Genomic DNA, 23,909 nt, shown 5'->3' on the forward strand with positions numbered 1-23,909 from the left:
AAACTGAGAGCGCTTATTGGCTGAAAGCCTTATGAACGGAGAGAGAGGGATTCGAACCCTCGGTACGACCTAAACCGTACAACAGATTAGCAATCTGCCGCTTTCGACCACTCAGCCATCTCTCCAATATGCTGGTCTTTTATAGTAGCAGATCTTTTCCCACACTCAAACACTTTTCTCAAGCCGCTTGAGCCGGTTGATCCACCTCAGCTATTATGCCTCAGATCGGGTTTCAAGCGGTAGAAAAATCGTCAAAATTTCGCCATGGTGTGGACGATGGCGCACAATCAGTTTTCCACCCAGAGCCTGGAACAAGTTCTTGGTGACGTCGAGATTCAGACTAAGATTACCCGTCTCAGGTTGAAACATCAGCAAATCGCCAATGGACTGCAACGTGGGCGCAAAAAAGCCATAGGACACCGGATCGGGAGTTGGGCGATCGCCTTTATGGTCTAGGTGCGATCGCAACTGCAGTTTGAGTTGGCTACCAGCCAGGGACACCTGCATTTGGATATGGCTACCAGAAGGCAACGTCTGGGTGATCCGATCAATGAGACCGCTGAGCATTTGGTTGAGCATCACCGGATCGCTCACCACCATCGGTAACGTCTGGGGTAGACGCACATCCAAGGTGAGGTTGCGCTGGCTGGCCCGCTCTTGCCACTGGGGTACGCCATCGTGGAAAACTTGCTTCAGCGAAATGGACGCAAGGGATTGGGCACAGGGTTTACTGGCTTCTGTCTCTAGCTCCACAGCGCGGAAAATCAGGTTGAAGCGATCGATTTGTTGGGTACATTCCCGATCGATCATCGCCAAACGTTTGGCAATATCGGGCGTCACCTCTTTGCGTCGCAGCAGCAGCCGCGTCAGGGTGCGAATGGTGGTCAGGGGCGTACGCACCTCGTGGGCGATCGCCCTCAGCAATTCCACATCGGCCCGTCCGTGGGTATCTAAGTGAGTTGGATGTAACGCTGGCTCCTGTGCATGCATCGGCTGAAAACCATCCACAGGGCAAGAGGGAGCTACATCAATATTGTGGACGACCCCATGGTTGGGCTCGGGCAGATGCATCAGCATCAACCGATGAAATTGGGTGACGACTCGGTAGTCGGGGGTGGGCGGCGTAAACTGTTGCACCAGATGGTCGAGCTGGGAAAGAACATGGGGCGCACTGAGCACGAGGCGCGATCGCAGCGATCGCCAAGCCTGCATCACCACATCGGGCACAAAGGACACGAGAAAAACTGGATCGCCAGTTGTGTCGCGTCCTAGGGTCATCACCACCCCAAACTGAGGCGTAAGCGCTAGGCAGAATTGCTCTTGGACTAGGGGATCGTGGCCCAGCAGCGGCAAGGTGGAGGGCGTCGAAAAGGGATGGGGCGCACTCGTCTCCGATGAAGGCAAGAGGTGATAGGGAAGCCAATCTGCCAAGCTCAGCTCGGCGGTCATCGTCCAACTAGCTACGTGGTCAGCCAAGCCGGATTGCAAAATGGGTGCGGGCCCAGAGAGCACCACACCAATGGCAGAATGCCCCAAATCTGAGGAGGAGGGCACCATGGCGGCAAAACAGGCATTCAAAGCAGCGATCGCCCCTGACCATTGCCGTTCCATGCTTGCCTGACGCTGCTCTGGAGTTTTGTCTAGGGGTGGCGGAGCCGCATTCGGCATCAGCGAACCGAGGATGTCCTGCTCTCCTAGGGCAATAATTTCACTTAATGTTGGTGCATACCATGTGTTCACCGGCATTCCCCTCACCCGTTCCCGCGCGATCATGTCATTTCGCCACTGCCTTTCCCTTGACAATACTGGGTGATGACGTTTGCGACTAGCTGTGCAACCGAACGCATTGGTCGCAATCACCGCCCTAGCAGATCAGGAACTTGATTCACTCCTAGGTTTACCGAGGGATGCCTAGGGAATAACGTTCAGCCGACCCTGACATAGGAGCTGACCAGGTTCAATCCGCAGATCGTCGATATGGACATCCTGCCCAAGGTCAATATCGAAGTTCATCCAAGCTGGAATGGGATCCACGGGCGATCGCCACTGAGAATCCGTCAACCGCAGAATATGTCCGTTCACCATGGATAACCCCGTGGTGATCATCACGGGCGTCGCTTGACCGGCAAGGGTGACCGTCAACACCAAGCGATCGCGCTCTAGGGACACCTGCAGATGCTCAATGGCTAGCGGCGTGACGGCATCTGCCGACTGCAGCAGCGGACTAAGAACATCGGCCACGCCATTGGCCAAAAGCGGCGTTTGTAGGGAAGCGTTTAGATCAGCTTCTGATAGACAGACAGCTACCTCTACCGGAATCACCTCCAGCAATCGCAGCGGCTTCCCCCGCACCACTTGCCCGAGGTTGACGCGAATATTTTGCGCTTGAAGCTGCAGTTGACTGAGGTAGAGTCCCTGATAGACGGCCCCCTCCGCGCCAACGGCTACCTGGGGAAGGTACCCCGATAGGATTTGGCGATCGCCCCCCCGAATATCGATCTCCAGGGTTTGAATCGACTCCACCTGCGATCGCAACCAGACATGGACGGCTGGCGTCAGCAGGCGGGTAATGATGTGGCTTTGTCTAGCAGCGGCGGCAAATGCAGCGGGGGAGGGCTCTGGGGGCTCTAGGGGATCAAAAGAAGTTGGCATAGCGACGTGGGTGGATGACTGTCTCAAAGAACGGCAAGACAGCGGTCTAAAAGCTCAGCATACACATCTTCAAGCAAGGTTGAACATCTACCTATATCACCTAGATAGAGCTGAACTCCGTACCCAATCGCACAGGCTGAGAGGGGTGCGATCGCCTATGTCATGAAAAGCAAACATAAGGCGATCCCAAGGCGATCCCGACTCGATCCCGAAGGCGATCGCAATTGTCAGGGTTCCATAACAATGCGATCCCCAAACCTCAACAAATCTCGTCAAGACCAGCAGAATCAAGGCAGCTAGCCTCTTGACCAAATCCTTAACTTTCTGCACTATAAGAGCAAGTTGATCCCCGCACCATGATCCCAGTCGCGTATCACGACGGTGGTAAATGTTTCAGTCCCTTGGAACATGAGCGATACATGATAGCGAACGTCCTCATACTTGGTTTTATTAAAATGACTAACTCGAACCCTTGCAGTGTTAGGGGAGCACAAGGCTTAGACCATCTGCATTCGAGACGTCTGTCAGTTGCTGTCAGAACTACTGGAGAAAACACATGACACAGGACTTTCCCCCTCTTGAAGAGATGACCTTGCGACAGCTTCGTAAGCTTGCTAGCAGATATGGCGTCTCCCGATACAGTCGCATGAGGAAGGACGAATTGCTCAGTTCCATTCGCGACAAGATGAAACAGGCTGGTGTTGCTGGGCCCACAGTTGTTACGTCAAATTCATCCCACTCATTGGAGGCGCAGGAAGAAGTGGAAGCCGCTAAATTCGATGTTGGTCAGACGGATCGCTCTGTTGCAACGTTGGCCGTAGTTGATGAGGGACTAGAGGATTTGCCATCCGGCTATGGCGAAAGCAGTATCGTGCTCATGCCCCGAGATCCCCAGTGGGCCTACGCTTATTGGGATGTGCCTAACGACCAAAAAGAAGAGATGCGGCGGCAGGGAGGCATCCGTCTAGCCCTACGCTTCTATGATGTCACTGCCCTGGATATGGCTGTTCAGCGTCCCCATAGCCTGCAGCAGTATGAATGTGATGAACTAGCTCGGGAATGGTATCTACCGATCCCCGTGAGCGATCGCGACTATGTGGCAGAAATTGGCTACATCTGCGCCGATGGTCGGTGGCTGGTGCTGGCTCGCTCAACGCCTGCCCACATCCCGCCCGTCTATCCCTCCGACTGGATCGAAGACCAGTTCCTCAGCATCACCTGGGATGAAGACCTACGCGGCAAAACCTACGCGAACTTAGTGCCCCCGAGCCGTCGCATGGCCACCGCCCAAAGCCCCATCTACGACCAAATCTTCGATATGGCTGAGTCGGTGGAAGCTCAGCGGGTAGCCGGCTCCCTCTTTGGCTCCATGCAGCAGGTGCCAGAAGAAGCTCTCAGCTCCTACGTGTTCCCATCCGGTGTGGGTATGTGGGCAGCGCCAACGATGTCTGGAGCAGGCATGTCCGGCGCGGGCATGGCTGGCGCAGCGGGTATGTCCGGTGTGGGCATGTCGGGCATGGGCATGGCTGGTGCTGCAGGCATGTCGGGCATGGGTATGGTCGGTGGCATGTCCGGCGTAGGCATGGTCGGCGGTATGTCCGGCGCGGGCATGATCGGCGGTATGTCCGGCGCAGGCATGATCGGCGGTATGTCGGGCGCAGGCATGATTGGTGGCATGTCGGGTATCGGCATGATGGGCGGTATGTCGGGCATCGGCATGTCGGGCGCAGGCTTCTCTGCTTCTGCGCCGCCGATTCGCCCCCGACAGTTCTGGCTGATTGCCGATGCCGAACTCATTGTGTATGGCGCAACCGAGCCTGATGCCACCGTAACCATTGGTGGTCGCCCCATTAAGCTCAATCCCGATGGCACCTTCCGTTTCCAAATGTCATTCCAAGATGGCTTGATCGACTACCCAATCAAGGCGGTGGCGGCAGACGGTGAGCAAACCCGCTCCATCCAAATGAAATTCACCCGCGAAACCCCTGAGCGCAACACCAACACCAAGGAAGATGCCGTGGTGGAATGGTTGAACTAAGGTTCGCTGACGTTAAGCATATCCCTGCCTAACGAATGATTCGACAGATTCCCTGCTACCTTGGTGGCGGGGATTTTTTTGCCTTGCGGTACGAAACGGTGCTTCGCCTAACAGCAACTTAGATCCAGCGATCGCCCCCTGGGTGACCGTTCTCCTCACAGGAGCAAACACCATCTAGTTGGCTGGTGGGCAGAGCTGAGTATATTCTGATGTATTGATAGAGAAGGTGGCCGCTAACAGTTTGGGTCAGCGGCTCATTCTAGTGAACCCGCCAGGACGTGAGAGACATAAGGAACGGTTGTGATTGACCTAAAGCAGATACGCGATAACTTTGATGACGTGCAGGCCCGCTTGAGCCGCCGAGGGCCCTATGATCTCCAACCCTTAGTGGCGTTGGATCAACAACAGCGAGATCTCGAAACGAAGCGATCGCAACTGCAGGCCCGTGGCAATGAAATTGGTAAGCAGGTTGGGCAAGCCATGAAGTCTGGCGTGGCGGCGGATGCGCCTGAAATCCTTGCCCTACGAGAGGAAGGGAATCAACTCAAGACCCAGATTTCTGAACTAGAGCCCACGGAAAAAGGGCTAAAGGCAGAGCTGGAGTCGATTTTGCTGGCGTTACCGAACCTGCCCAGCGCCTCAACGCCGTCGGGGACGAGCGAAGATGACAATGTGGAAGTACGCCGTTGGGGAGACGAGTATCTGCCGACCACCAACGACCAGCTCCCCCACTGGGAGATTGGCGAAAAGCTAGGCATTCTCAACTTCGAGCGCTCCACCCGCATAGCCCAAAGTCGATTCGTCACCCTCATCGGTGCTGGAGCGGCCCTAGAGCGATCGCTGATTCAGTTCATGCTCGATCGCCATACTGCGGCTGGCTTTACGGAAATTATTCCGCCCTTCTTGGTGAATACCCAGTCCCTCACCGCGTCAGGTCAGTTGCCCAAGTTTGCAGACGAAAGCTTCAAGTGCGATCGCGATGATCTTTGGCTCACCCCCACCGCCGAAGTGCCCCTCACCAGCTTCCACCGCGATGAAATTCTGTCCCTCGATGACCTGCCTCTTTATTACTGTGCCTATACCCCCTGCTTCCGCCGCGAAGCCGGCAGCTACGGGCGCGATACCCGAGGGCTGATCCGCCTGCACCAGTTCCACAAGGTCGAAATGTTCAAATTTGTCCATCCTGACCAGTCGTTTGAAGAGCTGGAACGGCTGACCGCCAGTGCTGAAGGCATTCTGCAAGCCCTGCAGCTCCCCTACCGCGTGCTGGAACTCTGTACCGGAGATCTGGGCTTCTCTGCCACCAAAACCTACGACCTAGAAGTGTGGATGCCGTCATCGGGCAAATATCGCGAAATTTCAAGCTGCTCCAACTGCCTAGATTTCCAAGCAAGGCGCGCCAACATTCGCTTTAAGGAACCGGGTAAAAAGGGCACCCAGTACGTCCACACCCTCAATGGCTCCGGGCTGGCCATTGGACGCACCATGGCGGCCATTCTAGAAAACTACCAGCAGCCCGATGGTACGGTGCGGGTGCCGGATGCCTTACAGCCTTACCTGAAGCGAGAGGTGCTGTAGCAACATTGGGTCTTATCAAGGGCGATCGCTCTAGTCTAAACCGTCAAAGTCACGCCGATGCTCCCCACGATCTAGGGCAACATCAGGGGCGATCGCCCACCACCTCCTAGTTTTCACGTACGCTAGATGGCGGAACCCAGAGCAAGCCCCCCTGAACCGTCCTGATTTCTTCAGGATGCATCTGAAGATTAGAATGAAGTCGATAGGGTTGTGATTTGCTTGTTGGTTTCACGCTGAATGATGTCAGCCCCTAGAGCCGTCAATGTCATGCAGCTACATTCACTGGGGACTCATAACCGACTTCCGTTAGATCACTCAACAGCGTTCGTATGATCTATCACAGGGCGATCGATATACGTGCAAGATGTATCGTGCTTTTTATGCTCAGTATGGCGACAGGCAGCCAACTGGATAGTGTAGAATGTCTGTACCCAATGCCCCAAAATCAAGCGCTCTGAGCAATTGATATCGCTGCTCTACAGCCCAGTCCAATGCCGAACTAGACGTGGAGTCTGGCCATATTATAGTGAGCGGCTATCACCTCATCCAAGCTATCCAGGGTTAGTTGAAACGTTATGACTACAGTGTTAATTGTGGATGATAGTCAAACCTTGAGGCAGATGCTCTCGGATTTACTTCAAGAGCAGGGGATTAAGGTCATTGAAGCCACCAATGGGGTGGAAGCTAAGGAAAAGATTCAGTCTAGCTCTAGCTATCCCGATTTAGTGATTACAGATTTGATTATGCCGCAGATGAACGGCTATGAACTGTGTCGCTGGATTAAGAATGAACCCAAGGCTCAGAATATTCCTGTCCTAGTTTGTACCACCAAAAGCGAAGATTTCGATCGCTACTGGGGGATGCGTCAAGGTGCCGATGCTTATATTACCAAGCCGTTTCATCCACCAGAACTGCTGCAAACCGTAAAGCAGCTATTACGTAGCCAAGCCAGCTAGCGAGGAGCAGGTTGGTGGTGCCATGTTGTGATGATGGCGGAACCAGTAGAAGATCAACGTCAAGAAAGTCCTACGTCAATGGCCCTCAACAAACCTTGTGGTAGGGTGCTGTTAGGCGAAGCCGTAACGCACCGTCTTGCAAGGCTGTGGCAGTCCCCAGAGGTCTGTAGCACCCTTGACAAGAGGTTGGAAAAGCGGGGGATCGAAGGCAGGATGTTTCAGCCATGCACATTCGATAGACTTGACAGAACGTTTCCTCGCTTCGTTATCTAACCGCCTAGTTCCTGGCCTCGCTCTATCCTGTCCCATCTTCAACGATCGCCCCCCGTGACCTATCGGAACCCTACCCCAACCGTAGACATCATTGTTGAACTTACCCACCGTCCCCATCGGCCCATCGTATTAATCGAGCGGCTGAATCCGCCCTATGGGTGGGCGATTCCCGGTGGTTTTGTGGACTATGGCGAATCGGTGGAAACGGCGGCACGGCGGGAAGCGAAGGAAGAAATTGGTCTCGATGTCGAGCTGATCGATCAGTTCCATGTCTATTCCGACCCCGATCGCGATCCTCGGCAACATACCCTCAGTATTGTCTTCTTAGCGATCGCTTCCGCAGATCCAGTCTCCGGCGATGACGCCAAAACGGTGCAGGTTTTTGAGCCGTGGCAGGTGCCCGATCGTCTATGCTTTGATCACGATCGCATCCTGGAAGATTATTGGCGCTATCGATTTCATGGGCAACGCCCGCGTCTGTAATCGTTTCAGGGAAAGCGATCGGGTTATTTATACGATTTGACGCCCATGACCCGCACTGTTATTCAAACCAATCAAGCTCCCGCGCCGGTGGGGCCCTATAGTCAAGCGATCGCTGCCAGCGGCACTCTGCTGTTTGTGGCCGGACAAATTCCCCTCGATCCCCAAAGCGGGTCTCTGGTGGGAGGTGACGACGTTGCCCAGCAAACTCAGCAGGTGATGGCCAATCTCACCGCCATTTTGACTGCCGCCGGAGCCTCCTGTGCTGACGTGGTAAAAACCACAGTTTTTTTAAGTGATATGAATGACTTCGCCGCCATGAATGCGGTCTATAGCCAATTTTTTGACGCGGACACAGCCCCAGCCCGCGCCTGCGTCGAAGTATCTCGCCTGCCCAAGGACGTCAAGGTTGAAATTGAATGCATTGCAGTGGTGCCTAGCCCGTAACACTACTGGGGTGAGAGGGGGCAATTCCCTACCTTCCGTTCGGTTCCACTCACTACCCATCCATGGCTTCAGGTTGGTAGATTGTGAGCATGGTACGAACAATAACAAGGTTAGTGAGGTTTTCGACGTGAATAACCCATCTGACAGAAAGGCAAGTGTGTTTGCAGGTATTGATCGGGGAAACTCCCTGTGGCAGTACATGCAGTCCATGAGTCCTGAAACAGTCGCTCAGCTCTCCAAGCCCAATTCTGCGGAAGTGTTCCAAATGATGGAGCATCACATCATCGGGATGCTAGGTGGACTGCCTTCCGATCAGTTTGATGTATCCATCACCACCAGCCGTGAAAATTTAGGCCGGCTCCTCGCCTCTGCGATGATGAATGGCTATTTCCTGCGCGGTGCAGAACAGCGGATGACCTTTGAGCAATCGCTGCAGGCCGACGCTACCCCATCCACCGATCTCTAGAGCCAGGCAACGCTGAGGGCGATCGCTGCCTGCGACCGTTGATCCATCTGTGAAATAATGATCCGGTACGTTGATAGATTGCCCCCGTGTTGCCCCGATTTCGTTGTGCTGATTCTGCTTCTCTAGGCGATGTTCCAAACATACCGCTCCTAGAAGACGATGCCTGCGCCACCCCAAGCTTGGATGTTGTGGTTCTGCGGCGATCGCTTTTAGATTGGTATGCCCACCAAGGGCGATCGCTCCCCTGGCGTGAGACCCGAGATCCCTATGCCATCTGGATCTCCGAGGTCATGCTGCAACAAACCCAAGTCAAAACCGTTATTCCCTACTATCACCGCTGGCTAGAGCAGTTTCCCACCGTTACTGCTCTGGCCCAAGCCGACCAGCAGCAGGTGTTGAAAGTCTGGCAGGGGCTAGGCTACTACGCGCGGGCCCGGCGGCTGCACCAAGCGGCCCAACAGATTTTAGAGCGCCACCAAGGGCAGTTTCCCTCCAGCTTTGATGCCGTGCTGGCCTTGACCGGCATTGGTCAAACCACAGCGGGCGGTATTCTCAGCGCCGCGTTCAATTTGCCCTACCCGATTCTTGACGGCAACGTCAAGCGGGTCTTGGCGCGGCTCTGTGCTATCCAAGAGCCGCCAAACCGTAGGCTGAAACAGCTTTGGCAGGTATCATCAGAAGTATTGGATCCCCAACATCCTCGCGACTTTAACCAAGCGCTGATGGATCTAGGTGCCACAGTCTGCACGCCGAAACAGCCCCAGTGCGATCGCTGTCCGTGGCAGCCCGTTTGCCAAGCCCATGCCCGCAATCTACAAACCCAACTACCCATGTCTGAACCGCGTAATCCCATACCCCATAAGCAGATTGGCGTCGCCGTTATTTGGAATGAGCAGGGTCAGATTTTAATCGATCGCCGCCGTCCAGAGGGATTGCTGGGCGGCATGTGGGAATTTCCAGGGGGCAAAATTGAGCCGGGAGAAACGGTGGAAGCCTGCATTCAGCGAGAGATTCAGGAAGAGCTAGCCATTGACGTAGCCGTGGGCGATCGCCTGATTGTGATTGACCACGCCTATAGCCATTTTCGCGTTACCCTCAATGTCCACCATTGTTCCCATCTCAGCGGTGACCCCCAACCCTTAGAATGTGATGAGATCCGCTGGGTTCGCCCTGATGAACTAGAGCAATACCCGTTCCCCAAGGCCAATGTGCAGATCATTGAGGCCATCTTGGCAACGGCGATCCCTGCCCATTCTTAACCGATCGATACCCCTGCCAACTCCCACGTTGAAGGTGGCATTCTGACCATTTAACCGATTCAGGAACCCATGTCTGAAAACCAGGACTTAGAGCAAGATTTCCAAGCCGGTGACCAGGTGCGTTTGATGAACACGCTGCCCTATGTCAAAACCGCTGACCCGATGCCCATGCTGCGCCCGCCCAATGTGGTGAGTATTGGGGAAGAAGGCACCATTATCGATCGCCGACCGGGGGGCTATTGGGGCGTGCGATTTTCCAAGGGCATCTTTTTGATGGAAAGCCGCAATTTAGAGCTAGCGGTTGACGAGCTTGCCGAGGAGACGGATGCGGCCGACGAGGAGACGGATCCTGCGTCGGAGAACGAAACAGATGAGGCTAAATCTGAAGACTAAGGGCTAGATTAGTCAACCATGGGTGGGGCACTTGCTGTAGAGCAGTACGTGGGAGACATCACGATTAGCCAGCATGGAGAGACGGCGAATGCTCCAATTCCCCTGCACAGATCTAACTCCTATGCGCAGAGGGTTGAGCAACGTCGAAACCCGGCAAGCTGCATGGAGTGTACCTAGATCTCGGGGTGGGCGATCGCTTTCGTCCTATTGTTCTCTTGGGAACCCTCCCTAGGCAGTCTAGCCGCCCAGAAGGTCTAACCGCCCCCCGTAATCGCTTGCCAAACTACCTGCCAAAGCTGTTGCGTATAGTTGAGCAGTTCACCGGGGCCGATGCCAAACAAAAGCTGTACCAGCAGCACCACAATGGCAATTAGGATCGCTGTATTCAGCGTAGCTTTGAACACGCGCAGCAGCCAGGTGAAAACGGCGATCGTGACCAGAATAGCTGCAATTAAAATGACCAAATCCATGGTTAAACCTAGGGATAAAGAGCATTCAACATCCTACCTAGATTAGGATAGCCATCAACGTGCGCCTTATCATTCAGCCGCTGGGCAGGATATATGATGTTGAATAAAATGGGGCTGAGCCTTAGAATCCATTGAACCTCGGATGTTCTAAATGCTCAACCCCAGCTCGGTTTTCCAGTTTCCGTTGAACAGCTACAACAGCAGCAGCCTCATTTCGGATAGATGCAACAAATCAAACGATCGCATCTAGGTCTATTCCACCCCCTCAATCGGTGCAAAGCCTTGCCGCTGAACGTTTTCCGTAATGACCCGTGGTTCTAAAAATTGCATCAGGTAATCGGGGCCGCCGGCCTTCGAGCCCACCCCTGAGAGTTTGAAACCTCCGAAGGGTTGCCGGGAAACGATCGCCCCCGTAATGCTGCGGTTGATGTATACATTACCGACCTCAAAACCGGCCTCTGCCTGGGCAATGTGAGAGGGGGTGCGGGAATAAAGACCGCCGGTGAGCGCATAGGCCGTGCCGTTGGCCAGGGCGATCGCCTCCCCAAAGGTCTCCGCCTTCATCACCGCCAGTACCGGCCCAAAGATTTCTTCCTGGGCTAGACGTCCCGTCGGCGGTACATCGGTGAAAATCACTGGGCCAACAAAGTAGCCGGTATCAGGAGCATCCATCTCTAGGGCAACGGTGGCCTCGGTCTTGCCTTGGGCGATCGCCTCTCGAATCCGGCTCTGGGCAGCGGCATCAATCACGGGGCCAACCTGGGTACTCGGTTGATCTGCCGGCCCAATGTTGAGCGATCGCGTGGCTTCCACCAAGCGCGCCACAAAGGTATCGTAGATGGACGCCATGACAATCACCCGCGAACAGGCGGAGCATTTCTGACCGCTGTAGCCAAAGGCTGAGTAAACCACCCCCTGCACTGCTTGATCCAAATCGGCACTTTCGTCCACGATGATGGCATTCTTGCCGCCCATTTCCGCCACCACCCGCTTCAGGTGTTTTTGCCCAGGACGCAACACCGCTGCCTCGGCATAGATCTGGCAACCCACCTCCTGGGAACCGGTGAAGGTAATCATATGGACATCGGGATGCTGCACCAAGTGCGAGCCCACTGTAGAGCCTCGCCCCGGCACATATTGGAAGACACCCTTGGGAATGCCCGCCTCGACGAGAATTTCCGTGAGCTTAGCAGCGATCGCCCCCGTACTATTCGCCGGTTTCAGCAGCGTACAGTTACCTGCCGCTAAGGACGCCACGGTCATGCCGGTGGGAATGGCAAGGGGAAAGTTCCAAGGGGAGATGATCACCGAAATGCCGCGCGGTTGGTAGAGATAACGATTGGTTTCCCCAGGCAGATCGTAGGCATAGCCTTGATCCAAGCGCTCCATCTCATCGGCATAGTAGCGGCAGAAATCAATGGCTTCCGACACTTCCGGATCCGCTTGGTGCAGCGCTTTCCCGCCTTCCAGCACCATGAGCGCCGAGAGATCGGCCCGTCGTTCTGCCATCAAGTCCGCGGCGCGGCGCAGAATGGCGGCCCGCTCCGAAGCTGGGGTCTTGCGCCAGGCAGGGAAGGCGGCCTTAGCGGCTTGGATAGCCTGCTCCGCCTGGTCGATACTGATTAACCCAATGGTGCCAATCACCTCCGAGGGATTGGAGGGGTTCACCGAGTCGATGGTCTCCGCCGTGTTGCGATACTGGCCATCAATCAGCGGTAGGTAGGATTGCCCCAACTGGCTGCGTAGGTTGGAGAGGGCGGTCTGGGCGCGATCGCGTTCTGCCGCATCCGCATAGTCTGTATCGGCCACATTGGGGAAGGCTGGTTTAAGCGTTTCCGGCAGATGGGACTGGGTTTCCATCGCTGGTGGAGCCAGGAGGTCATCCACGGGCCGTTCTTCCAGGTTTTGCCGCAGGAAGGAACTATTGGCCGTATTTTCCAGCAGGCGACGAATTAAGTAAGCCATGCCGGGAATCAGGTCGCCGTAGGGGCAGTAAACCCGCACGCGGTAGCCCTGGCCCACCAAAGCATCCGCCAGCTTATCCGCCATGCCATAGAGCACCTGCAGCTCAAACCGACGGGCAGGAATCTTCAGGGCCTGGGCAATGGCGATCGCGTGGGCCTGGGAACGCACGTTGTGGCTACCGATGGCGGCGTAGAGATAGTCATGATGCTCCAGCAGCAGCCGGGTCATGGCTTCAAAGTTGGCATCGGTGGAAGACTTGAGGCTATACACGGGATGAGCCCAGTCGTGCTGCACCGCTTTGATGGTTTCCTGATCCCAGTAGGCACCTTTGACCAACCGCACCGTTACGGGACAGCCCCGTTCCTTAGCCCAGGCGATCAATCCCTGGAGATCCGTCAAACTATCCCTGAGATAGGCCTGAAGGGTGACGCCAATATCGGAGCGATCGCGGAACTCATCTTCCAGCAAAATCTGTTTCAAAATCGCCAGGGTCAGATCCTTGTAGGTATACTGCTCCATGTCGAAATGCACCGCCGCCCCCAGCTCCTTAGCCCGGCGCAGCAGTGTGCGAATGCGATCGCTCACCCGAGCCTGGCTACCAACGGCATCGAGGGGATCAAACTGGGAATAGAAAGCCGTCAGCTTCACCGATACCTGCACCCGAGGCAGAGCTTCACCATCTGCCTGGTCAATCTGAGGGATCGCCGACCAGCGCTGGGATGCCGTGGTTAGGGCCTGCATTAACTCCAGATAGCGATCGAGGTATTGCTGAGCCTCGGTTTCGGTAATCACCGCTTCCCCTAGCAAATCCACGGTAAACGCCATGCGCTGCTTGCGAAGCTGCTCGATGGATTTGAGGGCTTGCTGAACGGTTTCCCCCGCAATATATTTACGAGCCAAAGTTTCCACCGCCGTTTTCACCGTTGTGGCAGCGGCTTGTCCTGGCAGGGAGCTAGCATCAGCAAAGTTGAGCAAGCCTTTCAAGGCGCTGGGCAATTCAACACTTTCTTGGCTCAAATATTCCTGCAGATGCCGGGCCACTTCGGTATTGCTGCGCAGGGCCGGCAGGCAGTCGATGAACCGAAACAACTGCACCCGTAGCCCAGGGTTGCCCATCGTCCAGGCCAGCAGCTTATCGTCCCAGCGCATTTGGTCGCGCATTTGGGCAAAGAGCGATCGCTTCTCCCGAGTTGCCGACAAAAGCTCACGGGCGATCGCTAGGGTTTGGTTCTCGTAGGGGTTAGGGCCCCCTGGGTGAAGGCTTGGATCTGAAACATGTAAAACCACAGAATACTCCTTGGTGAGGGCGAACAATTCATGAGCCGACCCAAACCTCGCCTGAACTCCGACTCAGGCAACGTCAGCGCTTGATCGTGTCCAGCCTCAACAGCTTGGGTCACAGATTCGGCTTGGCCCATCTGCCAAACCGAAAACAAAAGGCAGGAGTGAGATGCTCCTGCCCTAGTTCTATTGTCCAGTTTTTTGACCCTGACCAACCCAAGGTTTCTTGACCCCGGCAGGAAACCTTAGCGGCTGTCCGAGCGGCCAGCCTCAGCCTCTAAGCCCGCCATAGCCGGCTCAGCCCCTGACTCAACCACCTCAGACTCAACCCCAAGCAGATCTTCCGTTGAGATCTCTAGGGTAGCAGCCGCAGCAGGCTTATGGTGAAACCGAATGCCTAGGAAAATGTCGTACAAAAAGCTCCAAAAGTTTTTGCCGTTCAATAAACCTAGGGACTGCTCACAGCCTTTAGCGTCCAGCAGCGGTCGGGTAGCCCGGTAGGCAGCTTGGTACTTATACCAAGGAATCGAGGGCCAAAGATGGTGAATTAGATGATAGTTTTGCCCCATAATCAACAGGTTCAACACCGGGCTAGGATACACCCGAGCATTCTTCCAGCGATCGCGTTCTTTGAACGGACGATGGGGCAAATAGTCAAAAAACAACCCCAACGCTAAGCCCACCACCAGCGCCGGCGAAAACCAATAGTTAAACAAATACCCAAGAAAGTCATACTGAACCGCGAGATAGACCACACTAGCAACGGCTAGACGTCCTAAAAACCATTCCAGCAGCTCATACTTTCGCCACAGGCGACGCTTAAAAAAGAAAATCTCATGGTAGAAAAACCTGGCGGCAATTAACCACAACGGACCGCCCGTGGACACAAAATGATCGGGATCATTTTCCGGATCATTCACATTGGCATGGTGCTGCATGTGGACGCGGGTGAAGACGGGGAACGAAAACCCCAGCATCAGCGCGCTGCCGTGACCCAAGGCTGAATTCATAATGCGATTTTCATGGGCCACATTGTGGGATGCATCATGGATGACGGTACCAACCAAATGCAACGCTAGGGTATTGGCCAGGAAGCAGATCCAGCCGGGCAACCCCCAACGGAAATAGCCTAGGGTTGACAAGGCGGCGGTGGCAACCGCAACCAAAAACATAATCAGAGTAGGGTTCACATCGCGGGGTGGGCCCAAAAACTCTTTCGGTACTGTCAGCGGCTTAACGGCCTCCGACATCGCTTCTTTCTCCTTCAACTGGTGGTGCACAGGGCTGAGGTGAAACCCTGGGGGGCGCGATCGCTCTCTCAGATCTTTCAGCTCTTTCAGCCAGGAAAACAGGTGCCGGACGTGAGTCAAGTTGGTCAATCCGGGTTAGTGTTCCTTGCGTAGTATAAGATAAGGGCGAAGAAGAATAAAGTTTTGTGAAATTAGCTCATTTAATCCCACGAGCCAGGAAAGGCTAGATTTTAGTCATCATCGTCGGCATAGCGAGGATCAAGCGGTGAACTTTCTAGGCATGGCCGCCAGCTTGTCCGTAGTTTTCCCCGACCCCTGTGATCAATCCGTCTTGGTGACATCGAAGGAAATAGATAGGGGATTGCTAGCGATGGCCCCCAGCAGCAAATAGGTGGTCATCGCGCCTTTGCCTTTGATTTCAACACTGCCCCGAGACTGGAAGTCATAGCGATCGCTCAACCGTTGATAGACCGCCTCTGTAACCTGGATGCCACCGGCAATGCCTTGAGATTCCATCCGGCTCGCCACATTCACCGTGTCGCCCCAGAGGTCGTAGATAAACTTTTTCATGCCAATCACCCCTGCCACCACGGGGCCGACGTTGATGCCAATGCGAATCTGCAGCGGCTTGTCGCCTTGGAGCGAGAACTGGGCGATCGCCGCCTGCATATCCAGCGCCATCTCAGCGATCGCCCCCAGATGCTCTGGATCTTCCACCGGCAACCCGCCGACCACCATGTAGGAATCCCCAATCGTCTTGATCTTCTCAAGGGCATGTTTATCGGCTAAGCGATCGAACTCCGAAAAGATTTCATTGAGAATTTGCACCAAGTCTTGGGGAGGAATGCCCGTAGATAGTTCCGTAAAGCCGACGACGTCTGCAAAGAGAACAGAAGCCTCGGCAAAACTTTCCGCAATAGTGCGGTGCTCTTGCTTCAACTGGCGAGCTACGGTGGCCGGCAAAATGTTCAACAAAAGTCGCTCGGAGCGATCGCGTTCCTGGCGCAGAGACTTTAGGGCTTGAAACTCAGAGCGCTGCAGCTTTTCATACAGGTAGACCGAGATATTACAAATGCCAAAAAACCAGAAGAAGTAGAGAATTTGGCGAGAATCTTGAGCGATCGCCTCCGGCACGGTCAATCCTAGAAGCCCGTTCACGCCGTAGTAGTAGATCAGCACGCCAGCCTGGGTGAGCACATGCAGCGGCCAGCGCACCGGAATCATCGCCGCCAGCACCAAAAAGACCAGCGTCCAAGAATACATGGCTGGTAGCGCAAACCCGTTGATCGTCGCCCACAGTTGCTCGCCTAAGATAATAATCCAGGCTGTGGCCACAAACAGGAGGTCGGGATGTTGCCGACCCCAAACGGTTTTCAGCAGCAGCCAGCATACCGTTAGCCCCAGCACACTCCCGGTTGCCATCCAAAGCCAGCCATCAGCAGTTTCCACCAGCCCATTGCCAACCTTGAGCAAGGTATAGACGATGAACGTCCCATAGGCCACGATGGCAAGCTGCAGGCTAAAGGTGAGACGGCGATGCATAAAGTGTCGTCGTCGAGCACGGTAGCTGCGAGAGTCTCGGGGGAAGATAGCCGGGAGCGATCGCTTTCCCCAAAACAACAGCCGCCTAAACAAGCTCCGCCAGCTCGAAGTGATCATGTTGCGTTATGGCCTTTCGTAAACGTCGCGAACCAGCCACGTAATCTTCGTAATCAATGGATTCTCGCACCTTAGCCATAGACGTTTACCGGATCAAGGCACCTAAATACCGTAATAGTCGTCAGTTATGAATGTAGGGTATTCTCTAAAATGGTTAGAGAACGGGTTATGGGCAACCTGATATACCCTATGCTCTCAGCCTAGACCTCAACGGTCAACTCTCCGCTCTCGCCCTAGGAACGGAGGACATTTAAAATTAGCCTTCACGTGTGATTGAAACTCCTATGGCGTCTGCTTCCACCCCCCTCACCATCACTAAATCCGCTCGTCTCCGGCGTTGGTTTCGAGCCAGTAGCCTTTTGGTCACGGCTCTCACCGTCGGGGCGATCGCTCCCCTCAGCCAGCTTTCCTCCGCCACTGCTCAGACGCCCGGTCAAGCTCTTACGCTGCGCTCCGATATTCAAGAAGCCAATTCCATCACCGGTGTGATTACGGCTCGGGGCAATGTGCAAATTGACTACCCCGCCCGCCAAATCCAGGCCACGTCTGCCCAAGCGCTTTACTACAGCCGCGAACAGCGGATTGTGCTCAGTGGCGATGTCTATGTGCTGCAGGAAGGCAACAGCCTGCGGGGTGAAACCGTCACCTACCTGATTGAAGAAGGGCGGTTTGTGGCATTGCCCAATCGCGGCCAGCAGGTGCAGTCGATCTACATTGTGCCCGATGCAAATCCAGAACCCATCGGCAGCGGAGCCGTTGCACCAGAACAGTCAGATTTTGATCCAAAAACCGAAATTCTGGAGCCCGTTGAGTAACAACACCCTCCCGAGGGGCTGTCCTCTGCTAGGATGAGCGTCATGTCAAATGATCGACGCCTGCCCATCCCCCATGGGAACAGGCTGACTCGCCGATTGTGCCGGGGAGCGATCGCTCACACTGCTGTTTTGCTAGCAATCTAGGATAGGGCGCTTGAAAATCGTTCTTGAAAATATCCACAAGGCTTACGATCAACGCGCGGTCGTCAACCGCGTCAACTTGTCTGTTAATCAAGGGGAAGTTGTGGGCTTATTGGGGCCCAACGGAGCTGGCAAAACGACAACGTTCTACATAGCCACAGGCATTGAACGTCCTGATCAGGGTAAGGTCTTCCTCGATGATCGAGATATCACCAGTTTGCCGTTGCATGAACGGGCCCAGTTAGGCATTGGCTACCTGGCCCAAGAGCCCAGCATCTTTCGCAACCTGAGCGTTAGCGACAATATTCTGCTGGTGTTTCAAGAAACCAAGGTGCGTCGTCAAGACCAACCCGCCCGATTGCATGACCTGCTCAAAGAATTTCGGCTAGAACGCGTTGCCAATACACCCGGCATCCATGTATCGGGGGGCGAGCGGCGACGTACCGAACTAGCCCGCTCCCTAGCAGCGAATCCCACGTTTCTGCTGCTGGATGAACCCTTTACCGGGGTTGACCCGATCGCTGTCGCTGAAATTCAAGATATCCTAGCTGGCTTCCGCGATCGCCACATGGGCATCTTAATCACGGATCACAACGTGCGGGAAACCCTAGCCATCACCGATCGCGCCTACATTATGCGCGATGGTGAAATTTTAGCAGCGGGCAGCGCCGAAGAACTCTACGCCAATCCCCTGGTGCGTCAATACTACTTGGGCGACAACTTTCAGCCCTAGTTTTTCAGCCCTAGACTACTCAGTCCTAGCGTTCAGCTCCAGACAACGCAATTCTAAAGAAAGCTGGAACATGCTCAGGGGGATATCCTGCCTCTGAGAAGGCTTGTTAAGTCATCGAACCTTAGAAAATTGATCCTCAAGTCACCGCGATGGCCGATCCGAATGCCTCTAAAATAATTGGGATTTACTTAACCCTGACTCCGTTGGTGACGCTATGCCTCGTCGTGATGATCTCCGCAAAATTTTGATTGTTGGCTCTGGCCCCATTGTGATTGGTCAGGCCTGTGAGTTTGACTACTCCGGTACCCAGGCCTGCAAGGCACTCCGAGAAGAAGGGTATGAGGTGGTGCTGGTCAACTCCAACCCCGCGACGATCATGACGGATCCAGAGACGGCCGATCGCACCTACATCGAGCCGCTAACGCCGGAAATTCTAGAAAAGGTGATCGAAAAGGAACGCCCCGATGCCCTCATGCCCACCATGGGCGGGCAAACGGCGCTCAACCTAGCCGTCACGCTGTCTAAAAATGGCGTCCTGGACAAGTATGGGGTGGAGCTGATCGGCGCAAAGTTACCCGCCATTGAAAAGGCGGAAGATCGCAAGCTTTTCAAAGAGGCGATGGAAAAAATTGGGGTGGGTGTTTGCCCCTCCGGTCTAGCACAGACCATGGATGAGGCCAGGGCGATCGCTGCCCAGATCGGCACCTATCCCCTGATTATTCGCCCGGCCTTTACCCTGGGCGGCACCGGTGGCGGCATTGCCTACAACCAAGAAGAATTTGAAGCTATCTCCCAGTCGGGGCTCGATGCTAGTCCCATGTCTCAGATTTTGGTCGAGCAATCGCTGCTGGGCTGGAAGGAGTATGAGCTAGAGGTGATGCGCGATCTGGCAGACAACGTCGTGATCATCTGCTCCATTGAAAATATTGATCCCATGGGGGTGCATACCGGTGATTCGATTACCGTTGCGCCGGCCCAAACCTTGACCGACAAGGAATATCAGCGGCTGCGGGATGCCTCGATCAAAATTATTCGCGAAATTGGCGTGGAAACCGGCGGTTCCAACATTCAGTTCGCCATCAACCCCAACACCGGCGACATGATTGTGATTGAGATGAACCCTCGGGTGTCTCGCAGTTCGGCCCTGGCCTCCAAGGCCACCGGTTTCCCCATTGCCAAATTTGCCGCCAAACTCGCTGTCGGCTACACCCTCGACGAAATTCCCAACGACATTACCCAAAAAACCCCCGCCAGCTTTGAGCCCACCATCGACTATGTCGTCACCAAAATTCCTCGCTTCGCCTTCGAGAAATTCCCCAGTTCCACCACCACCCTCACCACGCAGATGAAATCGGTGGGTGAAGCTATGGCCATTGGCCGCACCTTCCAAGAATCCTTCCAGAAAGCGCTGCGATCGCTTGAGACAGGACGATTTGGCTGGGGATGCGATCGCGCTGAGAAGCTCCCCAGTCTCCAGCAAGTGCGCACCAACCTGCGCACCCCCAATCCCGAGCGCATCTTCACCGTACGCCACGCTCTGAAGCTGGGCATGACCGTCGAAGAAGTCTATGAACTCACCGGCATTGATCCCTGGTTCCTAGACAAATTTGCCGAATTGCTGGAGGTGGAGAAATTCATCAAACTCACTCCCCTCAAGTCGCTAACCGCTGCCCAGATGCTGATGATCAAAGCCCACGGGTTTAGCGATCGCCAAATTGCCCACGCCACCCAAACCACTGAAGGCGACGTGCGCGCCTACCGGCAAGCGCTGCAGGTGCTGCCGGTCTACAAAACCGTGGATACCTGTGCCGCTGAGTTTGAGGCCTTCACCCCCTACTACTACTCCACCTACGAATCCGCCGTATCCTGCTTTGCCGCCAGCCAGGATGACAGTACGGTCTTCCCCGTCGTGGAGTCGGAGGTGCTGCCCTCCACGCGCCGTAAGGTGATGATCCTCGGCAGCGGCCCCAACCGCATTGGTCAGGGTATTGAGTTTGACTATTGCTGTTGCCATGCCTCCTATGCTCTGCAGGATGCAGACTTTGAGACGATCATGGTCAACTCCAACCCCGAAACCGTCTCCACCGACTACGACACCAGCGATCGCCTCTATTTTGAACCCTTGACCCGTGAAGATGTGCTGAACATCATCGAAGCGGAAAATCCCGAGGGCGTCATCATCCAGTTTGGAGGACAGACCCCCCTGAAACTGGCGGTGCCCCTACAAGACTACTTGAACGCTGCCGACTGCCCCGTCCAGACCAAAATCTGGGGTACCTCCCCCGACTCTATCGACACGGCTGAAGACCGGGAGCGGTTTGAGAAAATCCTCAATACCCTCGATATTAAACAACCTCCCAACGGTCTGGCTCGCAGCTATAACGAAGCTCTGCAGATTGCCAAAACCATTAACTACCCGGTTGTTGTACGTCCTAGCTACGTCCTAGGCGGGCGAGCCATGGAAATCGTCTACTCCGATGCAGAGCTAGAGCGCTATATGACCTATGCGGTGCAGGTGGAGCCCGATCATCCCATCCTCATCGATCGCTTCTTGGAAAATGCCATTGAGGTCGATGTGGATGCGATCGCTGATCAAACAGGACAAGTGGTGATCGGCGGCATCATGGAGCATATTGAGCAAGCTGGCATCCACTCCGGCGACTCGGCCTGTTCGATTCCCACCATTTCCCTCTCCGATGAGGTGTTGACCGTGATTCGCACCTGGTCTGAAAAGTTAGCCAAGGCCCTAGACGTGATTGGGCTGATGAACATTCAGTTCGCCGTGCAGGGAGACCAGGTTTATATTCTAGAAGCCAACCCCCGCGCTTCTCGCACCGTGCCCTTTGTCTCCAAGGCGATCGGCGTGCCGCTGGCCAAGGTCGCTGTGCGGGTCATGTCTGGAGAAACCCTAGCGGGGATTGGCTTCACCAAGGAAGTGATTCCTCCCCACATTGCGGTGAAGGAAGCCGTCTTCCCCTTCGAAAAATTTGCGGGCAGTGATACGATCCTGGGCCCGGAAATGCGATCTACCGGCGAGGTCATGGGCATTGATACCGACTTTGGCAAAGCGTTCGCCAAGGCCGAGCTAGCTGCTGGACAAAAACTACCCCTGACCGGAACGGTGTTTGTCTCGATGAACGATCGCGACAAAGAAGCCTCTGTCCCCGTGATCCAAGACTTGATTGACCTAGGGTTAACCATTGTGGCCACTGCTGGCACCCAACAGGTGCTAGAGGATCACTCCGTGCCAGCAGACCTAGTGTTGAAACTGCATGAAGGGCGGCCACACGTCGGAGACTACATCAAAAATCATCAGATTCAACTGGTGATCAATACCCCCATTGGAGCCACTGCCCAGATCGACGATCGCGCTATCCGTCGTACCGCCCTGGTCTACAAAGTGCCTATCGTCACCACCATTGCCGGAGCCAAAGCCACCGCCAGCGCCATTCGAGCCCTGCAGTCTCAGCCGCTAGAAGTCAAGGCTATCCAAGACTACACCGCCGACGTACAAAACCAAGGGTAGCGATCGCCCAAACCACGTCCGACCCTAGGTGTTGAAACCCATCAAGCCGACAAGAGCCCCGATCCCCTGTCATGGCGATCGGGGTTTTCAGGTCAAAATACTCACCCATGGCAACCCCGTTCCTGCCTGCAGGTTCACAGCATCACGGGTGGACTTTGGGTCAAAGCTGTTTATTCTCGCTCTAGAATGGGCACCATAGATAAGAATCTCCGTAAAACGACTGATTTCCCATGGTGACTAATTCATCATACTAATAGGGCGAAGGTTAATAGCATTAACATCAAGCTTGATCACCACAATCTAGCTAGTATGTATCGCTTAGAGGAGACCCATGAGTCTTGCGTCTTCGGTTGTGTTTCGATAGCTCAATCAAGACAAAACTTCATGTCAGGTGTGCCAATTCATGTACCGAATGTATGGGATATTAAGCCCATACTCTACCCATACATAACCCGATGTAGGGGATCAAAATCTTGATTGGAATGGGAACTTCTCCAGTGAATAGTTCTGATGCTGAGCATCCCAAAATTTTAGTTGTTGACGATCACCCATCCAGCCGCATGACAGCCGTGGCGCTTCTATCGGTCGAAGGATATGAAGTTTTGGAGGCAGAAAGCGGGTTTGCAGCATTAGAGCTAGTAACAAAAATTGCCCCGGACTTAATTCTGTTGGACGTGATGATGCCGGGCATGGATGGGTTTGAGGTCTGTCGTCATCTGAAACAGGATGAACATACACGCCTCATTCCTGTGGTGTTTGTCACAGCCTTAAACGATCGCCGGGCTCGCCTACGAGGCATTGAGTCAGGAGGTGATGATTTTCTAACCAAACCCTTTGATCAGCTAGAGTTATCCGCTCGGGTCAAGTCGCTGATCCGGCAAAAGCGCTTAAATGAAGACTTAGACCATGCAGGACAGGTACTCTTCTCCATCGCCCGCACCATTGAACGTCGTGACCCCAATACCGGTGACCATTGCGATCGCTTAGTGAAACGCGGCCAGGCCTTTGGCGAATTTCTGCACCTGTCTCGGCAAGAAATTCGCGATCTCCTGTGGGGCGCATACCTGCACGATATTGGTAAAGTTGGCATTCCCGACTCAGTCTTGCTGAAACAAGGCAAGTTATCGGATGACGAATGGATGATCATGCGCCAGCACGTCCTCATTGGCGAACAAATCTGTCAGCCCCTGCGCACCATGAAAGGTGTCTTGCCGATCATTCGCCACCACCACGAACGCTGGGATGGCTCCGGGTATCCTGATGGCTTGACCGGCGACGATATTCCCTTCTTGGCGCAGGTTTTTCAACTGCTCGACATTTATGACGCGCTTACGAGCGAACGCCCCTACAAAATTGCCTACACACCAGAAGAGTCGTTAGACATCATGGTGCAAGAAACTCGGCAAGGCTGGCGTAATCCAGTTCTGATGCAGCAGTTCGTAGAGTTTATCCAGGCGGCAAGCAACAACCTAGCCCCTAGCTCATCCTCCCTAATCGAGTCTGCTTAGCATATTCCGCTGCTTCCAT

The 23,909-nt window shown here is 54.6% G+C and carries 18 protein-coding genes and 1 tRNA gene; 12 read left to right on the forward strand and 7 right to left on the reverse strand.

Going from position 1 to position 23,909, the window contains the following annotated elements; all coding sequences use genetic code 11:
• Positions 1-36: 36 nt before the first annotated feature.
• From JUJ53_RS11970 to JUJ53_RS11980, 3 genes are all read right to left on the reverse strand, one after another.
• Positions 37-125, reverse strand: a tRNA-Ser gene (locus JUJ53_RS11970).
• An 88-nt stretch (positions 126-213) separates the two neighbouring features.
• Positions 214-1,773, reverse strand: a complete 1,560-nt coding sequence (locus JUJ53_RS11975; RefSeq protein ID WP_204152255.1) for a HAMP domain-containing histidine kinase — start codon at positions 1,771-1,773, stop codon at positions 214-216.
• A 138-nt stretch (positions 1,774-1,911) separates the two neighbouring features.
• Complete coding sequence (locus JUJ53_RS11980) at positions 1,912-2,652, reverse strand: DUF2993 domain-containing protein (protein WP_204152256.1); 741 nt, start codon at positions 2,650-2,652, stop codon at positions 1,912-1,914.
• A gap of 556 nt (positions 2,653-3,208) precedes the next feature.
• On the opposite strand from JUJ53_RS11980, the gene JUJ53_RS11985 reads away from it, so the two are divergent.
• From JUJ53_RS11985 to JUJ53_RS12020, 8 genes are all read left to right on the forward strand, one after another.
• Positions 3,209-4,690: a DUF4912 domain-containing protein gene (locus JUJ53_RS11985; protein ID WP_204152257.1), complete on the forward strand. Its 1,482-nt coding sequence runs from the start codon at positions 3,209-3,211 to the stop codon at positions 4,688-4,690.
• A 300-nt stretch (positions 4,691-4,990) separates the two neighbouring features.
• Entirely contained in the window at positions 4,991-6,268 is a 1,278-nt protein-coding gene (gene serS, locus JUJ53_RS11990) for a serine--tRNA ligase (RefSeq protein ID WP_204152258.1), read from the forward strand.
• 575 nt (positions 6,269-6,843) lie between these two features.
• On the forward strand, positions 6,844-7,224 hold the full coding sequence (locus tag JUJ53_RS11995; RefSeq protein WP_204152259.1) for a response regulator: 381 nt from the start codon (positions 6,844-6,846) through the stop codon (positions 7,222-7,224).
• A gap of 327 nt (positions 7,225-7,551) precedes the next feature.
• Positions 7,552-7,980 carry an NUDIX hydrolase gene (locus tag JUJ53_RS12000; protein ID WP_204152260.1) on the forward strand — a complete coding sequence of 143 codons (429 nt, stop codon included), beginning with the start codon at positions 7,552-7,554 and terminating at the stop codon, positions 7,978-7,980.
• Positions 7,981-8,025: 45 nt separating this feature from the next.
• On the forward strand, positions 8,026-8,424 hold the full coding sequence (locus JUJ53_RS12005) for a RidA family protein (RefSeq protein WP_204152261.1): 399 nt from the start codon (positions 8,026-8,028) through the stop codon (positions 8,422-8,424).
• A gap of 127 nt (positions 8,425-8,551) precedes the next feature.
• The gene (locus tag JUJ53_RS12010; RefSeq protein WP_343327943.1) at positions 8,552-8,890 is read left to right on the forward strand and encodes a DUF760 domain-containing protein; all 339 of its coding nucleotides are present in this window, start codon (positions 8,552-8,554) and stop codon (positions 8,888-8,890) included.
• A 179-nt stretch (positions 8,891-9,069) separates the two neighbouring features.
• Positions 9,070-10,149, forward strand: a complete 1,080-nt coding sequence (gene mutY, locus JUJ53_RS12015) for an A/G-specific adenine glycosylase (RefSeq protein ID WP_343327949.1) — start codon at positions 9,070-9,072, stop codon at positions 10,147-10,149.
• Positions 10,150-10,218: 69 nt separating this feature from the next.
• A complete protein-coding gene (locus JUJ53_RS12020; protein ID WP_204152262.1) occupies positions 10,219-10,542 on the forward strand; it encodes a regulatory protein SipA in 324 nt (107 codons plus the stop codon).
• Between the two features lie 254 nt (positions 10,543-10,796).
• Here the strand turns inward: JUJ53_RS12020 and JUJ53_RS12025 are convergent, their stop codons facing one another.
• The 4 genes from JUJ53_RS12025 to JUJ53_RS12040 form a co-directional block, all read right to left on the reverse strand.
• A complete protein-coding gene (locus JUJ53_RS12025) occupies positions 10,797-11,012 on the reverse strand; it encodes a hypothetical protein (protein WP_204152263.1) in 216 nt (71 codons plus the stop codon).
• 252 nt (positions 11,013-11,264) lie between these two features.
• A complete protein-coding gene (gene pruA / locus JUJ53_RS12030) occupies positions 11,265-14,264 on the reverse strand; it encodes an L-glutamate gamma-semialdehyde dehydrogenase (RefSeq protein ID WP_343327944.1) in 3,000 nt (999 codons plus the stop codon).
• A gap of 239 nt (positions 14,265-14,503) precedes the next feature.
• Positions 14,504-15,508 (reverse strand): beta-carotene hydroxylase, encoded by a 1,005-nt coding sequence (gene crtR / locus JUJ53_RS12035; RefSeq protein WP_204152511.1) that lies wholly within the window; start codon positions 15,506-15,508, stop codon positions 14,504-14,506.
• 321 nt (positions 15,509-15,829) lie between these two features.
• Positions 15,830-17,167 (reverse strand): adenylate/guanylate cyclase domain-containing protein, encoded by a 1,338-nt coding sequence (locus tag JUJ53_RS12040; protein WP_204152264.1) that lies wholly within the window; start codon positions 17,165-17,167, stop codon positions 15,830-15,832.
• 284 nt (positions 17,168-17,451) lie between these two features.
• Between JUJ53_RS12040 and JUJ53_RS12045 the strand changes: the two genes are divergently transcribed.
• From JUJ53_RS12045 to JUJ53_RS12060, 4 genes are all read left to right on the forward strand, one after another.
• Positions 17,452-17,982 (forward strand): LptA/OstA family protein, encoded by a 531-nt coding sequence (locus JUJ53_RS12045; protein WP_204152265.1) that lies wholly within the window; start codon positions 17,452-17,454, stop codon positions 17,980-17,982.
• Between the two features lie 154 nt (positions 17,983-18,136).
• Positions 18,137-18,856 (forward strand): LPS export ABC transporter ATP-binding protein, encoded by a 720-nt coding sequence (lptB, locus tag JUJ53_RS12050; protein ID WP_204152266.1) that lies wholly within the window; start codon positions 18,137-18,139, stop codon positions 18,854-18,856.
• A gap of 214 nt (positions 18,857-19,070) precedes the next feature.
• Positions 19,071-22,382: a carbamoyl-phosphate synthase large subunit gene (gene carB / locus JUJ53_RS12055; RefSeq protein WP_204152267.1), complete on the forward strand. Its 3,312-nt coding sequence runs from the start codon at positions 19,071-19,073 to the stop codon at positions 22,380-22,382.
• A 482-nt stretch (positions 22,383-22,864) separates the two neighbouring features.
• The gene (locus JUJ53_RS12060; RefSeq protein WP_204152268.1) at positions 22,865-23,890 is read left to right on the forward strand and encodes a two-component system response regulator; all 1,026 of its coding nucleotides are present in this window, start codon (positions 22,865-22,867) and stop codon (positions 23,888-23,890) included.
• The last annotated feature ends 19 nt before the right edge of the window (positions 23,891-23,909 follow it).

The sequence above is a fragment of the Leptolyngbya sp. CCY15150 genome, assembly GCF_016888135.1.
Classification (GTDB): domain Bacteria; phylum Cyanobacteriota; class Cyanobacteriia; order RECH01; family RECH01; genus RECH01.